Below are 15,206 nucleotides of genomic sequence, written 5' to 3'. Positions count from 1 at the left end.
AAGTGTTCTATTCACTAATTACTGTTTCAAATTCTTTCTTATCACCATCTCTGGCACGATATAATTCTTGCACATCAGTAGAAAGGACTTTCATTTCATCAATCGTTTTAAGTCCCTCAGGAGCTTCAATTCCTTTGCGAATTGGTGTATATCCAAGCTCGGCAGCAAGCTTTTGTCCTTGCTCGGATAGAACGAAATCAACAAAGGCCTTTGCTGCCCCTAAATTCTCGGCGTCTTTCATAATTCCTATTGGTTCAGTGATAACTGGCACCCCTTCTTCAGGATAAATTAGCTCCACTGGAGATCCTTCTGCTTTCGCGCGTGTAACTAGATAATCTACAACCATCCCATAGTCTTTTTCTCCACCAGCAACACCCTTAAGTACATCGCCATTCCCTTTTGTAACCGTTACATCATTTGCAGCAATATTTTTGTAAAAGTCCCATCCTAAGTTATCTTGACGAGTGAACACTCCTAAATTATAGGCAGCAGCACCGGAATATAATGGACTTGGCATAATAATTTTTCCTTTTGCTTCTTTAGAAGTAAGGACATTCCAGCTTGTTGGCATTTCTTTTACTTTTTGCGTGTTTACAACTAATCCAGTTGCCATGACCTTCGTTCCATAGTAAGTATGATCTGGATCCACAAGCTCAGCAGGAATTTCAGCAGCTTCTTTTGATTCATATGCTTTGAGCATATCCTCTTCTTTTAAACTTTCAAATGTTACTGCATCTGCTACCAATAGAACATCTGCTTGAATCTTGCCAGCCATTTTTTCCGCTTTAATTTTTGAAATGACTTCCTCTGTTCCGGAACGGAATGTTTCTACCTTTACATCAGGATATTTAGTTTGAAATCCTTCTACTAATTTAGCAGCATCTGCATCGGGCTGTGAGGTATAAAAATGAAGGGATCCCTCTAGCTTCGATTCTGATGAACCTGTATCTTTAGATGCATTACCGGGCTCACTGTTTTCCTTACTGCCACAGCCTGCTGCAAAAACCATCAATATTCCAAACATTAATACAAGCATCCACTTACGCATAATCTATTTCCTCCTCATCTGTACCAGCAATATTTAAATGAGCAAACCAACGTTCAATTTGTTCTTTTTTTCTTCTATGAAATGTTCTAAACTCAATCGGTGATATGGTCACAAAGCCTGTTCTCAACGAGGTGTAATCACTATCTGCATTAAGGTCCTTCATATTGTGAAGCTGATCCTTCAGCCAGTAGTACACTTGTCCATGTGGATCATTCAGTCCAACATATGAATATCTGGCAACATCCATATCCAGAGGGACAATACGTACTCCCTTATAAACTTCCCTTGAAAGGTATGGTAAGTTCACATTAAGAAAAACTCCTTTTGGAATCTTGTTTTGCAGAAGTACTTCCACAATAGGATAAAGCAGCTTTTTTACTTTCTCATAATTGATATCCATATCAGAAAAGGCATTTAATGATACTGCTACAGCTGGAATTCCATAAAGCAGCCCTTCCACCGCTCCAGCCATGGTGCCTGAATAATAAAGATCACGCCCTAAATTTGGTCCAAGATTTATTCCTGAAACAACAAAGTCTGGCGACTCTTTCATCAGCACTTCTATTCCAAGCTTGACGCAATCTGCCGGAGTTCCATTAACAGCCCAGCACCCTTTTACACCAGGAAAAAGCGGTAGTGGTTTTGCTTTTAAAGGAACTCTTAATGTTATCGAATGACTGACAGCACTTCTTTCCTGATCTGGGCAGGACACATAAACATCTGCAAAATGCTGAAGCACTTCAACTAGAGCCTGAAGACCTGGAGCGAAAATACCATCATCGTTTGTTACGAGCACTTTCATTGCGGTACCCCCTTCATCATTTCCAGGCTTTTTAAATAATGAAGATTATGATTCCACCAGTTTAAACTTTCTGATGCATCAAAGCCCTCTACTACAACAGGAAGATCATTTATCGATATGAATTCATTCAGCATATTTCTATCCAGAATACCCATACCAAGAGGAACATGCAGCTGCGCTCGTGAATTGTCACTAATATGAACTTTGTCCACATTTATTAACTGAGCAAAGGCTTGCTGTGGAGTTCCTTCTGAAATATGAGCAACGTCAAAGGTTGTTTTCAGTTCCGGTAAGAAGCTCGCGATTAATCGATTCATTATTTCCGGAGCTGTCACGAATTCCTTTGTCTTTACCTCCATCAATTCTATGCTTAAGGTTTTCTTGTACCGCTTTGCTGTTTCGATTAATGTAAAAATGGATTCCATCATGAAAGCTTCGTATATTTCCAGTTTTATCTGCGGAAGTGTCAACCTCCCCGGATGAAACGTTATCGAGTCTGCCCCTATCTCATCTGCTAACTTAATAGAATTCCGTATCTGCTTTACAGAGCCTTCTCTTATTTTTTTTTCTAAAGAACTAATATTTAAGTCCCAACTCGCCGCATGCATAGTTAGGTTGATAGACTGATCCCGATTCGCTTCACGAATTTTGTTTGGATCTGTACCGTGAAACCACACATGTTCTGCCCAAATTTCTAATCCTGATAACCCGCTCTGCTTAGCAAGCTGGACCACTTGATCTACCGGATAAGCCCAAGCTAGTGTGGACGCAAAATGCATAAAAGTACCTCACTCCTTTTGATTACATTAATTTCTCTATTAATTTAAATTTTAGAAAACAAATATAAAGCTACATTAGGGAGTAGTGTAAAGAAATCATTAAATAAAATTCTGTTTATTTAAGATGAAGGGATTGATTTTACAGGAAAAAAGCGAGCTTTTGTAAAAGAATCGTAAATTATTTACATTCGATTAAAATACACAGCAATTTATGTAGGAGAAACTAACATAGGTTTGAAAAGACCTAGGAAGATTTCTAATAGCTAAGTAAAAGCAAAATTATTCTAAAGAAAAAATGCCTCTCCGAATAGGAGTTGCTTCAGCTTGTTTGTTTTTCTCTGTTCCCTTTTTCCTTTCCTCCTCTTCCTTTGGGGCATAGAGAACGCTTTTCTGCTTGCTTTAATATTGAAAAATAAATAAATCAGAAATTGTGCTTGTAAATGCGGATTTTGTTCGAGGTTAACGAAACTTATTGATTTCGTTATTCGTATAGGATAGTAAAAATAGCGAATGGTGTTGATAACGATGTTTAAATCTGAATTAGTCAATTTAGTTTTGAAATTTGTTTGTTATGCTCTATTTATGCTTTTTATTCTCTTTAGTGTTGTTGATTATTGGTTAAAAATTGCTTTTGTCGTTCTTATTATCCCTCTATGGGTAATTACGGATGTTATAAAATATAGAAAAAAGAAAGAAAACCATGAATTTTAAAATTAAAAATGCCTGCTACCACTGGCTAATCGAACAATCCGATTCTACCAGGAGTAGAGGCATTTTTTCTAATTTATAATTTCATTAAACATTGGCCCAAATTCCAACACTCTTAATTTTCTTATATTCAGGCTGCCAAACTGCATCAACCACAGCCTTTGTTACATCCGTAATCTCGGCTCTTGCAATTCCTTCCTCTATAGCCGCTTTTGCGACTTCAACTGCCACATAGATAGATACATCATGTAATTTCTCAATCGAAGGGAGTAACGATGCCCCTGGTTGGTTCGTTTCGCACATCTCGGCTACCGCATTGGCGGCTGCGGCAAACATTCCTTTGGAAATAATTTGCGCTTTTGCAACAATAGCTCCAAGCCCTAAACCCGGGAAGACAAATGCATTATTCGACTGCCCGATTTCATAGGAAACACCATTATATTCTACATCAGCAAACGGACTTCCAGTCGCAATTAGTGCTTTTCCGTCCGTCCATTTAATTAAGTTTTCCGGCATTGCCTCAGCAAGATTAGTAGGATTGGACATCGGCATAATGATAGGACGTTCTACATGCTTTGCCATTTCTTTCACGATTTCTTCCGTAAAAGCACCGGCTTGGCCAGAAGTACCAATTAGGATGGTTGGCTTCACCTTTTTAACTACTTCCATTAAAGAAATGATCCCATCCTCATTTCGATTCCATTGCTTGACTTCTTCTGCTCTTCTTACATAAGGCATTTGAAATTTCAAAACATCTGGTGTTTCATCTGTCAGTAATCCTCGATAGTCAATCGCCCAGAAACGCTCATATGCTTCTTCTTTAGTAAGTCCTTCCAGAGCCATTGTATCAACCATTTGGTCTGCATTGCCGATTCCTGCAGCCCCTGGGCCAAAGACAACGATGCGCTGATCTTTCAATGCACCGCCTGTTACTTTTAATGCAGACATAATCGCTGCAAGCGTTACAGCACCTGTTCCTTGAATGTCATCATTAAAAGTAAGAATTTTGTCCCCATATTTATCCAAAATATTGCGGGCGTTCACATTGCCAAGATCCTCCCAATGAAGTAGTACTTCTGGGAAAAACTTTCTTGCGGTATGAATGAATAAATCAATAAATTGATCATAACGTTCTCCACGAACACGGGCAAACTTATTACCAATATAAATAGGGTCATCAATTAAGGACTGATTATTCGTACCAACATCTAGTACAACCGGCAGAACTCGGCTAGGATCAATACCAGCAGCAGCTGTATATACCGCTAGTTTTCCTATTGCAATATTAATACCACCTACTCCTTGATCTCCAATACCAAGGATACTTTCCGAATCAGTGACAACAATTAAATCTATATCATTTTTGGCTTTTCCTAGATTACGAAACGCCTTTTCCACCCCTTCCAAATGATCAATGGAAAGATATAATCCTTCTGGACGATGGTAGCTATGAGAGTAAGACTGGATAGCATCACCGACAGTCGGTGTATAAACAATCGGCAGCATTTCTGCAAGATGTTCCTTTAAAAGTCGGTAATATAGAACGACATTTCGGTTATATAAGTCATTCAGTAAGCCATTTTTGAAAAGGTTGGTGGTCCGCATTAAATATTGCTCATAGACTCTATTTACTTGTTCATCAAGCGTAAGTACTTGGGGCGGTAACAGACCGTCTAGACCAAGGTCTTCCCTTTCCTCTTTTGTAAAAGCTACTCCTTTATTTAAAAAGGGATTAGAGAGAATTTCTTTTCCTTTTAATGTTGTGATAATTACATTATCTGACACAGTCATTGTGGGTGATCCTTCTTTCTATTTAAAATGATGATCAAAAGATCGCTTTCTTTTGTTCCTATGTTATTACTGTTTGTACTTTCTCACTAGTTTATTTAACTTAAATTCATTATTTTGTAACTAAATAATGCAGTACTCCTTTTTACCTGTCATGCTGCACTCGCCATCGATTTTTTAGTCTTCTTTCTTTGCGACCTTTTAAATACATAGCTAACAATAATCGGACAGATAATGGCAGATACAACACATGCTGCTGCAACTTGAGCAGTAGCTGCTGGGGCTATAGAAGATAAGGTCGGATCTGCGGCTGCAACCACAGCTGGTGTAGCGACAGCATTCCCAGCAGTAGAGCCTGTTGCTAAGCCAACAATTGGATTTTCTTTAAATAATTTCAAAAGAAGATAAGCTCCAATTCCTGTAAATGCGGCTATTAATCCTAGTAATAATCCAGGTCCTCCTGCTTCTACAATGGTTCTAAGATCCATTCCTGCTCCTAATGGGAAAGAAAAGAATGGAATTAATAATAATTTACTGCTACCAAGAAACTTTCTCATGTCCGGATCAATATTTCCCAAAATCATTCCAATCAAAATTGGGATTAAGACACCTACAAGTGCCTGGAAAGGAATGGCTGCAAGTCCGGATGCTCCTAGTGCAACTAGCGTGAAAAATGGTCCGTCTTTTAAAGAAAATAAAGCATATGCTCCTACATCTGTTTCATCACCATAGGAAGAAGCAAGCGATGCATATAATCCTCCATTCGCATTTAATAGGGCTGCAAGAATTGCCAATGGTGATAACCCTAATATTCCAGCAGGTCCAAAAAACATGGCGACTGCAATCCCTATCCCTGCCCCTACTATAAATTTACCTGTTAGTAAGATGGCACCCTTTTTGATTGCCTTTGGGGCAAGTTTGAAATTAATTTGTGAACCAATCAGAAACATAAATAATGCAAGAATGGTGGATGATGCTTCCTTGCTGAATAAAGCTGTTGTAAAATGGCCAATTTCTAAAAATTGCGGAAAAAATGTGTTAGTTAATACCCCTAAAAATAACGGTACAACCATCATACCACCTGGAATTTTATCAAGTGTCTTCTTAATTGGAATATGCATTTTAATCCTCCTAACAAAGTTTTTACTCCCTATCGACTTCCTTTGAGCCTTTATCAATACGTTTGAGATTGTTATGCTCAAACTGCTTTTGTTTTTTACAAGTTCATCTTACTCCCCTGTTAAACGCTTTCATAGTTTATGAAAGTTTAATAATTCTTTTTGTAAATAAAAAAAGTAAGCAGCCTTCATACTGCTTACAAAAAGTTTTTTATTCTGTGTTCTTTTAATCGATTATATTCATGTTGATAAACAGGTCTTCCAATCGTGCCATAGATTACCTTAACTTCCAGTATTCCTAAATCTTTTAAGAAATTTAAATACTTTCTAGCAGATACTCTTGATATACCTACTAAGTTCGCAGCATCATCGGTCGAAAAGGGTTCCTCTTTTAATTTTTGAACTGCTTCCCATACTTGTTTTAACGTATCCTTTGTTAATCCCTTCGGCAATTCTTCCACTGTCACAGTTTCTTCTCGATGCAAAAGAAGCGCATCCAACTCTTGTTGACTAATGGAAGCTTGCTTATTGGTAATCCTAGTTTGTTCTAGATAAGTTGTCAGCGCTGTGTTAAATCTTTCAAACTCAAATGGCTTTATTAAATAATCGACTACACCATGTCTTAAAGCCTTCTTAATGCGCTCAAGATCAGAAGCAGCTGAAATCACGATAACATCAATAGCAAGATCATTTTTTCGTAGATAAGCTAATAGCTCTAGTCCAATCTTACCAGGCATAAAAATATCTAAAAGGATAAGCTCTATTTTTTCTTTTTTTAATAAAGAAATCGCATCATCTACTGAATTGGCGGTTGCAGTTAAATGAAACCCATTGATTTGAGAAAGGTATCGTTTATTAATTTCTGCTACCATCGGATCATCTTCCACAATCATTACATTAATCATTTTATTCATCCTCTGCTTTATATGGTATATATACGGCAAAAGTGGTGCCCTTTCCAGGCTTGGACGAAATAATAAGTTCCCCCTCTAGCCTTTCAATCGCCATTGCCAATAAATACAATCCAAATCCCCGATTATTTCCTTTAGTAGAGAAGCCTTTATCTAGCACTTTATTTTGAAGGGCATTCGTCATTCCTATTCCAGTATCTTTCACTTCGATGGTTAAAATTTCTTCTGCATAATCCAAGGTAAGATCTACCTTTTTGTTTATGCTGTCTACCATTGCCTCTATTGCATTATCAAAGATATTTCCGATAATCGTAATTAGTTCATTTGTAATCTCCGGGTCTGCTGGTTTTGGAAGGATATTTTCACAAGCAAAGGAAAGGGAAACGCCTGATTCTCTAGCAAAACTTAGCTTACCAATCAAAAACCCAGCAAGTACAGGATCTTGAACCTTCTTCGTAACAAAGCCTACCTCTGTTTCCCGGTGATTAACCGTTTCACTTACATAATTAGCAAGGGTTTCATATTGTTCCGTACGAACTAAACCAAGGATAACATGGAGTTTATTCATAAACTCATGCGCCTGAGCACGGAGCGCATCCGCATAATTGCGCACCCCTGTCAGCTGCTCAGCTAATTGCTGAACCTCTGTTTTATCACGGAATGTGGCAATAGCCCCAACTACTTGATTTTCTACCACTACAGGCACTCTATTTACCAAAATGGTTACCCCATGCAAGTTCTGCTCTTGATCCAAATCCATTTCACCGGATTTTATAATGCGTGTTAACCGAGTTTCTGGTAAATAATCTTCAATATTCCTTCCAATAGCATCCTCCCCAATGCCCGCTTTTTGAAAAAGCTTACTAGCTGCCTTGTTCACAAGCGTGATTTTTCCCTCTTGATCAATGGCTATAATGCCTTCACGCACAGACTGCAGCATCGAGCTTCGTTCTTCCAGAAGCTTGGCAATAGCAAAGGGTTCGAGCCCTAACAGAATTTTTTTGAAATATCTCGCCAGCACCACAGCCCCAATTATGCCAATGAGAATTCCTATTAATGTCCCTATTCCAATCCCCATCCGTCCTTTGTGGACAGCTTCTGTTACACTCTTTAAAGAAATTCCTACTGCCACTGCACCAATTTGCTCTTCCTCAGCGTTTTTTATTGGCGTAAATGCCCGCATCGATTTTCCAAGCGTTCCTTTGGAAATAGAAACATATTCCTTTCCATTAAGTACTGGTCCTTCATCCCCTCCACTGAAATGCTTTCCAACTTTACTAGATTCCGGATGGGATAGACGGTTTCCGTTCATATCCATCACCACAACAAAGTTCACATTCGTTTGTGCTTTAATTTTATTGGCAAACACCTGTACATCTTCTGTATTTTCTCTGCCTTCAAGAACTTCTATTACTTGCGGAGTTATCGCCATCATCCTCGCAACATTCAGTGCCTTCTCTTTCTGTGTTTCTTCCACACTGGAGGTAATACTATTACTGATAATCAAATCCGTAATGCCAAGAGACAATGCAACAACTATACATACAAAAATAATAATGCTAGCTTGTAAACTGAATTTGCCTTTTTTCATATTCTCCTCCAAAGTGTTATAGGGTTAATTGTTTTAGTCATACGTAAATAAAAAACTGCTGCGCTCAAAAAGGGATAGAAGCAGACTCCATTCTCTATCATAAAGGCTATCATTTAATAAAAGAGTTTCTATCTGTTGATATATATGGCCATGAAAACTAAAAAACCTTCCCCTGTTAAGAGAAAGTTTTTTTAATTTATTATATACTTAAATAAGCTATGGGGCCTTTTTGTAATTAAAAAAAGTCCTTCCTTACAACAAAGAAATGCTGTCATAGGTTGGTTTTGTTTTCATAAAAAATGATAAGTGTTCTTTTAAAAATGCCACATAACGGTCAATCTCTTCTACTGTAGAGTATGGCGAAATAGTGAAAAATTTATGCGCATATACAGGGATTTGCTTGTTTGAATTTGCTGCTTTTACTAGGCACTGCTTTTTTGTATTTCCAAAGAAGATCGTATCTCTTTCAGCACCGATTATTTCTGCAAACGCATCATTAAATTGATTAATTTCAATCATTTCCTCAGCAGTTAAAAGACCGTTCCTTTCTTCTATCCATTTTGGCTCTTCTGGATAAAAACGGAAAGTGGTAATCGGTGAAACCTCATTCGTAATGGCAGCATTCGGGATTTCTTTTGTCAGCGTCTCTCTAAATTTACTATTCACACGAATATAGTTAGCTAGCAGCTTTTGATAGCCCTCCACACCAAATGCTAATAACGATGCATAAATTGCTAACGCACTTCCCATTCTCGAACATTCTAATGTATAGCCTGTATGATAGCTGCCGTAACCACGATTGCCAACATAAGGAGTTTCCTCTTCGTCTAAATCAACATACTTAAGACTCTCTCTGTTTTTAACCAAAAATAAACTCGTAATATACGGTGTTTGTCCTAGCTTATGGAAATCAAATACCATACTATCAGCAAGTTTGATCTGTGTAAACTTCTGTTGATAGGATTGCAAAACTCCCTTAACATCTTCTTCCAATTGTAGAGGATTTCTCTCAAAATCATAATTATTAAAAAAGGTATACATTCCTCCCATCGCTGAGTCTGCATGAATATAGAGCGGGCTTAGACAATGTCTGCGTTCTAACTCCTCCGCAAGCTGCTTAATTCCCTTTATATCATCGATTCCAAAGGTATCTGTTGTACCCATTGTTGCCAGAATATAAAGAGGCACCCCACCTTTTGCAATAACCTGTTCTATTTTCTCCTTTAAATCTTCAAGATTCATAGAATGATCTTGGTTCACCTTGACTCGAACCATATTTTCTACCCCAATTCCGGCAGCTTCTACCGATTTATATAAGCTGTAGTGAGATAGCTCCGAACAGAAGCAATAAAGATTTTTCGGAATGCCCATTAGGTTAGAGGAAGGAGCATAACGAGCAATAGCGAGGCGTAAAGAATTGAAAACAGCCCCTTGTCCTCCCCATGTTGTATAGCCCGCACTTAAATTTTCGTCATATCCGATTAATTTAGAAAGCATACTTGTGATTTCCACCTCAGCTGTAGCTGCGGCTGGACCTTCTACATCCCAAAGGTTATTGCCATTTACAAGCACCATGACTAAATTACCTATGATACTAGCAATATTCGGCAAAGGTGCTGCATTTGCCACATAATTACGATTGACATAGCGATGACCTTCTACCAATTTTAGAAGCTCCTTGATTACTTCATTGATCGACACACCTGCTTGAGGAACATTCGCATTTTGAATCACACGATTATAATAATCCTCTGTGTACTCTGGCATTTCTCCAAGTGTTAATTTGTCAGGATCCTTTAATTCATCTATTTTTGTTAAAATTGTCTTAAAGTAGGACAGCAATTCCTCTCGTTGAAAGTCATTTCCGTCCATACTAGGAAACAATTCTTGTATTTCCTTCATTATTTGACCTCCTGAATGCTTCTTATTATTTAACAAAGTAATAATCAACCTGATAGGCCTGCTGCGTCTAAGATAACGATAATTATGACAATAGGAACAATGTATTTCAACAGGACGTAAAAAATACATATTCTTACCCTGCCAATCCTATTTTTGCTCTCCATTGCTCTTGTTGTGACATAATTACTCCCTTTCCACTTTTGCAGCATATACTCCCTTCTGCTAGAGACAAAAGTCCAAATAAAAAAGTCCACACGAAAGAGGACATAAAAAAGCAATATATTGCTTATTAGCAAATATCCAGCCTTTTTTGGCAACCCGGCTGCCATGGAAATTGGCCCGCAGCTTTGCGTCCTCATGTTTCAATGAGTTTGCTATTTTCAAAGGAATATAACAAAATACTGTTATTGACGTTAAAAGTGGAATGAAAGTAAAAGCTTCTCACAAGTTTGATTACCGATGAGAAGCTTTTTTTCTAGCTTAAACCGCTACACTAACATCACCTTCAGCATGTGGGTTTTGTGCTGATTCTTGATTCCACGTAGATAATAGTTTATCCACATCATTTTTCAATTCTAAAAGATTTTCGGCTTCTTGTACTAAATTTTGAATTGTTTGTAATTCATCATCGCTGATTTCGATTAATTCCTCAAACATTTCAACCGATTCCCGTGAGATAGAAGCTATCTGTACAATTGTTGCCATGATTTGTTGAGAAGCAGACGATAATTCTTCTGTACTTGCAGAAGAATTTTCATTATTTTCCGCAATAACCTTTGTCGTAGACAAAATCTGTTCAAACATTGTTCCAACCTCTAGAATGTTCGTATTTGTCTCTTTGAATTCTTCTGTGCCCTGCTGCATTGATTTGACAACTATATTCGTTTCTTCTTGAATATTTTTCACAATATTGGATACTTCTGAAGAGGACTGACGGGACTGTTCAGCCAATTTTCGTACTTCGTCTGCTACAACAGCGAATCCCTTACCGTGTTCACCAGCCCGAGCTGCTTCTATTGCTGCGTTCAATGCCAATAGATTAATTTGTTCAGAAATCCCTGTAATTACTTTTACGATTGTACCAATTTCTTTAGACTTTTCACCAAGATTATTTATCGCATGAAAAGTCGTATTGATTGTTTGGTTAAATTGCTTCATTTTCACTAAAGAGTCCTTTAACTTTTCGTCTCCCTCTTGCGTTAATTCTAACGTAGTATTGGACTGTTCAGAAATTTGATTGGATCTTATGGACAAATCTTCAATCGCCTGAGCCATTTCCTCCATTGAAAGGGCGCTTTCCTCTGTAGCGACTAATTGTTTCTGCAAACCTCTGCCAACCTCATCAATTGCAGCTCTTACAATGTCCGCCTTTTCCATCGCGTATTCACCGATCTCCGTTAAACTTTCTCCCTTTTTATGTACGTTTTTGGAAAAAGAAAAGAACTTTCCCCTCACATGCTCTAAAAATTCAATTACTTGATTAAAGGTAGCATGATAAGAACTTGCTCCTTCTACTTTGCTGCTCATATTACCTGCCGCTATTTCTTTCATCCCGTTCATTATTTCTTTATTAATATGAGGATGGTTTTTCAATGTAAAATATCGATAAGCAAAATACACGGTGGTAACCAATAAGATAACAATAATACCTAGCAATATAGCCTCCATAATAAATAACTCTCCTATTTATATATTTGTTTAGACATTTGAAATTTTAAAGTTCTTTCATAATGATATATGTGCCGTCTGCGATTGTTGCAGGAATATCTTTTAATCTACTATTTTCTTGATATCTATGAACAATATAATTTCCTTTAACATCTTTATATTTTTTCATATTGTGATATTTTTCCATTACACGTATAGACTTAGGATTAGTTGCTTCTCCAACAACAGCCTTTAATCCCTGTTCAGATGCTTTCGTTATTAATTTATTTCCTAATTGCTTAATAATTTCGTGACGCTCGTGTTCAGCAGTTACTCCTAACATAAATAAATGAAGTATCTCGCCATCCTGCAGTTCTTTTCCAGTACGCTGCTTATAATCTTCCATAAAGCGTTTATCTACATCTTCAAGAACATGTAGAATAACATTCATATCTAAAAAGGTGCCTTCAAATACATCTTCCCCAATAATCTCTGGCGCATTAGTATCTCCAGCAAGAACACCAACAACCTTTTGATTATTATCTATAGCGACTGCACAATATCCCTGCTCCACAGTAGCATCTATATAATCTTTCGTGAACTGATAGAAATCATCATAGCCTATATTTAATTGACCAACCATTGGCTCTTGAACCCATTTCCCAGCTATATCTACTCCAATAAATGAGCTTGCAAGACAGTCAGCAGCCTTTTCGATTAGATCCGTTTGTTCCTTTGTTATAATTTCATATTTATACGACATTTCTACCTTTTTCACTTCATAACTCCCCTTCAAATCCGATTAAAAACAGCTTTCTATTTACAACCTGGCATTACTTAGAATGAGATGCACGATCAATAAATGTACCTGCAAAATCAATTCTTTCTAGGGCATTTCTAATTTGCACTTGGGCAATTTTAGACGAAGGTTTAATTACAAGAACATCCTTAAAACCTAAGCTAGAGTAAAATTGCATTGTTTGTTCTAACTGAGGTACCACCTTTGATGGAACGGGCGTTTGATGAGTACCATCCACGACAAAAGTATAGTCTTTTTTGGATACTTTACTTATCGTATCCTGTAAATCAACCATATACCCCTCTGCGTCTTCCTCTCTCATCAACCCATGTACCTGTACACGTACTTCTTTTGAGTTTTCATCTATTTCCATTTTATACTTCTTTTTGTCTACAACAATCATCTCGAATCTCCTTTTCTATAAGTTTGTTTAGTTTATATTTTTTATTGTTCTCCCACGAATCCAAAGTAAAAATAAATAGCTATCCTAATACATAAATAGGGATAGCCAAATAATTGCTTAAAGTATACCTGGCAACCCGACTATCATTATCCAAGAGGATTTTAGACTCGTAGCTTTGCGTCCTTACCTTTCGATAAGTTTGCTTTTTTCAATTTCAGGAAAACAATAGTTCTAATAGCATGTATACATATTACTATTCCATTATAAGGAACTTGTCATTTTTTGTCGATACCAGGATTTTCTCTTCACATAAAAGAAACAAAAAATAGGTCTAATTACCTTGTGATTTCCAAACGATAATATTTGAAAATTCTCTCTCCTTGCGTATATAGTTAAAATGTATAAAAAACCCAATAAAGGAGTGAAGTTATGGGATTAAAAAGGAATTGGGCAGGTAATTATCAATATAGCACGACGAACTGGCACGAACCAGAATCAGTGGAGGAAATTCAACAATTAGTTTTAAAATTAAAAAAGCTTCGTGTAATTGGAACTCGCCACTCATTTAATAACATCGCAGATTCAGACGAGAATATCGTCTCTTTGCAAAAACTGAATAAAGTTATTGCTATTAATAGGGAAGAAAAAACAGTAACTGTAGAAGCAGGAATGAAGTATGGAGATCTATGCCAAATGCTTCAGCAGCATGGCTATGCCTTACATAATCTTGCATCCCTACCACACATTTCGATTGCTGGAGCTTGTGCCACAGCAACACATGGTTCAGGTAATCGCAATCAAAATTTAGCTGCTGCAGTTTCCGCTATGGAAGTCGTTACAGCGGACGGTAGTATCATAACTTTTTCGAGAGAAAAGTCAGAAGAGGAATTACATGGTGCAGTCGTTGGATTAGGAGGAATTGGTATTGTTACAAAACTAACCTTAGCTATTCATCCAAGTCATCAAATGCGGCAAGATGTTTATGAAAATCTTCCATTCGCTCAAATAGCTGATCATTTTGATATCATTTCTTCCAGTGCTTATAGTGTCAGTCTGTTTACAGATTGGCAGAACGAAGCATTTAATCAAGTGTGGTTAAAGAGCAAGCTGACAAATGACCAGACTTTTTCACTAGGTGATGACTTTTACGGAGCAAAAGCAGCCAAAGAAAATCTTCATCCAGTACGAGGAGTCGCTGCAACTAATTGCACGGCACAGCTCGGTGTTCCAGGAGATTGGCTTGACCGCATGCCACATTTCCGAATGGACTTCACTCCAAGTAAGGGTCAAGAGCTGCAAAGTGAATATATTTTCCCGCGAGAACATGCTTATAACGCTCTTTATGCCCTTAGTGACATTCGTGAATACATTGCACCCCTTTTATTTATTTCTGAAGTGCGGACAATTGCGAAGGACGAACTTTGGTTAAGTCCATCCTATAAACAGGATTCCGTCGCTATTCATTTTACTTGGCAAGATAAGTGGAAAGAAGTTCAGCAAGTACTCCCACTAATCGAATCCAAGCTCGAGCCTTTTCAAGCAAAGCCACATTGGGGGAAGCTATTTACTACTGCCCCTTCCAAAATACAATCGCTATATGAAAAAATGCCCGCATTCCAGCATTTACTTATGAAGTATGACCCACAAGGTAAGTTCCGCAATACTTTTATGAATAGGTATATTTTTAACGAACAGAATTGAATCCGTTTA

Annotated in this window: 14 protein-coding genes and 2 riboswitches; of the genes, 2 read left to right on the top strand and 12 right to left on the bottom strand. The window is 37.5% G+C overall.

Annotated elements, in window-relative coordinates; translation table 11 throughout:
- Positions 1–7: 7 nt before the first annotated feature.
- The 3 genes from MHH96_RS08160 to MHH96_RS08150 are packed head-to-tail and all read right to left on the bottom strand — an operon-like array spanning position 8 to position 2,629.
- Positions 8–1,048 (bottom strand): ABC transporter substrate-binding protein, encoded by a 1,041-nt coding sequence (locus tag MHH96_RS08160; RefSeq protein WP_152680029.1) that lies wholly within the window; start codon positions 1,046–1,048, stop codon positions 8–10.
- Positions 1,041–1,850: a 5'/3'-nucleotidase SurE gene (gene surE / locus MHH96_RS08155; RefSeq protein WP_047943357.1), complete on the bottom strand. Its 810-nt coding sequence runs from the start codon at positions 1,848–1,850 to the stop codon at positions 1,041–1,043. Before surE ends, MHH96_RS08160 begins: the two co-directional genes overlap by 8 nt.
- Positions 1,847–2,629, bottom strand: coding sequence for a sugar phosphate isomerase/epimerase family protein (locus tag MHH96_RS08150; protein WP_341117052.1), 783 nt, complete (start codon positions 2,627–2,629; stop codon positions 1,847–1,849). The genes surE and MHH96_RS08150 overlap by 4 nt, the downstream gene beginning before the upstream one ends.
- A 525-nt stretch (positions 2,630–3,154) precedes the next feature.
- Here MHH96_RS08150 and MHH96_RS08145 point away from each other — a divergent pair.
- Complete coding sequence (locus MHH96_RS08145) at positions 3,155–3,340, top strand: hypothetical protein (RefSeq protein WP_061801099.1); 186 nt, start codon at positions 3,155–3,157, stop codon at positions 3,338–3,340.
- Between the two features lie 84 nt (positions 3,341–3,424).
- Here the strand turns inward: MHH96_RS08145 and MHH96_RS08140 are convergent, their stop codons facing one another.
- The 9 genes from MHH96_RS08140 to MHH96_RS08100 form a co-directional block, all read right to left on the bottom strand.
- The gene (locus tag MHH96_RS08140; protein ID WP_047943354.1) at positions 3,425–5,128 is read right to left on the bottom strand and encodes an NAD-dependent malic enzyme; all 1,704 of its coding nucleotides are present in this window, start codon (positions 5,126–5,128) and stop codon (positions 3,425–3,427) included.
- A gap of 149 nt (positions 5,129–5,277) precedes the next feature.
- Positions 5,278–6,246, bottom strand: a complete 969-nt coding sequence (locus MHH96_RS08135; RefSeq protein ID WP_047943353.1) for a 2-keto-3-deoxygluconate permease — start codon at positions 6,244–6,246, stop codon at positions 5,278–5,280.
- 194 nt (positions 6,247–6,440) lie between these two features.
- Positions 6,441–7,148 (bottom strand): response regulator, encoded by a 708-nt coding sequence (locus MHH96_RS08130; RefSeq protein WP_047943352.1) that lies wholly within the window; start codon positions 7,146–7,148, stop codon positions 6,441–6,443.
- 1 nt (position 7,149) lies between these two features.
- Positions 7,150–8,745, bottom strand: coding sequence for a DcuS/MalK family sensor histidine kinase (dcuS, locus tag MHH96_RS08125; protein ID WP_047943351.1), 1,596 nt, complete (start codon positions 8,743–8,745; stop codon positions 7,150–7,152).
- Between the two features lie 252 nt (positions 8,746–8,997).
- A complete protein-coding gene (locus tag MHH96_RS08120) occupies positions 8,998–10,647 on the bottom strand; it encodes a pyridoxal phosphate-dependent decarboxylase family protein (protein ID WP_144546402.1) in 1,650 nt (549 codons plus the stop codon).
- A 44-nt stretch (positions 10,648–10,691) separates the two neighbouring features.
- Entirely contained in the window at positions 10,692–10,856 is a 165-nt protein-coding gene (locus MHH96_RS08115; RefSeq protein WP_186325697.1) for a hypothetical protein, read from the bottom strand.
- 100 nt (positions 10,857–10,956) lie between these two features.
- Positions 10,957–11,033, bottom strand: a riboswitch (cyclic di-GMP riboswitch).
- A gap of 94 nt (positions 11,034–11,127) precedes the next feature.
- A complete protein-coding gene (locus MHH96_RS08110; protein ID WP_047943349.1) occupies positions 11,128–12,315 on the bottom strand; it encodes a methyl-accepting chemotaxis protein in 1,188 nt (395 codons plus the stop codon).
- A 46-nt stretch (positions 12,316–12,361) separates the two neighbouring features.
- Positions 12,362–13,072 (bottom strand): hypothetical protein, encoded by a 711-nt coding sequence (locus MHH96_RS08105; RefSeq protein ID WP_235844557.1) that lies wholly within the window; start codon positions 13,070–13,072, stop codon positions 12,362–12,364.
- 55 nt (positions 13,073–13,127) lie between these two features.
- Positions 13,128–13,496, bottom strand: coding sequence for a hypothetical protein (locus tag MHH96_RS08100; protein WP_047943348.1), 369 nt, complete (start codon positions 13,494–13,496; stop codon positions 13,128–13,130).
- 127 nt (positions 13,497–13,623) lie between these two features.
- Positions 13,624–13,710: riboswitch (cyclic di-GMP riboswitch) on the bottom strand.
- Between the two features lie 215 nt (positions 13,711–13,925).
- Between MHH96_RS08100 and MHH96_RS08095 the strand changes: the two genes are divergently transcribed.
- Positions 13,926–15,197, top strand: coding sequence for an FAD-binding protein (locus MHH96_RS08095; RefSeq protein ID WP_341117049.1), 1,272 nt, complete (start codon positions 13,926–13,928; stop codon positions 15,195–15,197).
- Positions 15,198–15,206 lie beyond the last annotated feature (9 nt).

It is taken from the genome of Niallia sp. FSL K6-0212 (genome assembly GCF_038007605.1).
GTDB lineage: Bacteria > Bacillota > Bacilli > Bacillales > Cytobacillaceae > Niallia > Niallia circulans.
Note: the sequence above shows the minus strand (reverse complement) of the source record. Positions and strands in the feature narration are given on the sequence as shown.

Bases quoted from the DNA above. Each gene is read 5' to 3' on its own strand.
- dcuS (WP_047943351.1), bottom strand. From the start codon at position 8,745: ATGAAAAAAGGCAAATTCAGTTTACAAGCTAGCATTATTATTTTTGTA.
- MHH96_RS08130 (WP_047943352.1), bottom strand. From the start codon at position 7,148: ATGATTAATGTAATGATTGTGGAAGATGATCCGATGGTAGCAGAAATT.
- MHH96_RS08120 (WP_144546402.1), bottom strand. From the start codon at position 10,647: ATGAAGGAAATACAAGAATTGTTTCCTAGTATGGACGGAAATGACTTT.
- MHH96_RS08150 (WP_341117052.1), bottom strand. From the start codon at position 2,629: ATGCATTTTGCGTCCACACTAGCTTGGGCTTATCCGGTAGATCAAGTG.
- MHH96_RS08115 (WP_186325697.1), bottom strand. From the start codon at position 10,856: ATGCTGCAAAAGTGGAAAGGGAGTAATTATGTCACAACAAGAGCAATG.
- MHH96_RS08100 (WP_047943348.1), bottom strand. From the start codon at position 13,496: ATGATTGTTGTAGACAAAAAGAAGTATAAAATGGAAATAGATGAAAAC.
- MHH96_RS08160 (WP_152680029.1), bottom strand. From the start codon at position 1,048: ATGCGTAAGTGGATGCTTGTATTAATGTTTGGAATATTGATGGTTTTT.
- MHH96_RS08140 (WP_047943354.1), bottom strand. From the start codon at position 5,128: ATGACTGTGTCAGATAATGTAATTATCACAACATTAAAAGGAAAAGAA.
- MHH96_RS08095 (WP_341117049.1), top strand. From the start codon at position 13,926: ATGGGATTAAAAAGGAATTGGGCAGGTAATTATCAATATAGCACGACG.
- MHH96_RS08135 (WP_047943353.1), bottom strand. From the start codon at position 6,246: ATGCATATTCCAATTAAGAAGACACTTGATAAAATTCCAGGTGGTATG.
- surE (WP_047943357.1), bottom strand. From the start codon at position 1,850: ATGAAAGTGCTCGTAACAAACGATGATGGTATTTTCGCTCCAGGTCTT.
- MHH96_RS08145 (WP_061801099.1), top strand. From the start codon at position 3,155: ATGTTTAAATCTGAATTAGTCAATTTAGTTTTGAAATTTGTTTGTTAT.
- MHH96_RS08110 (WP_047943349.1), bottom strand. From the start codon at position 12,315: ATGGAGGCTATATTGCTAGGTATTATTGTTATCTTATTGGTTACCACC.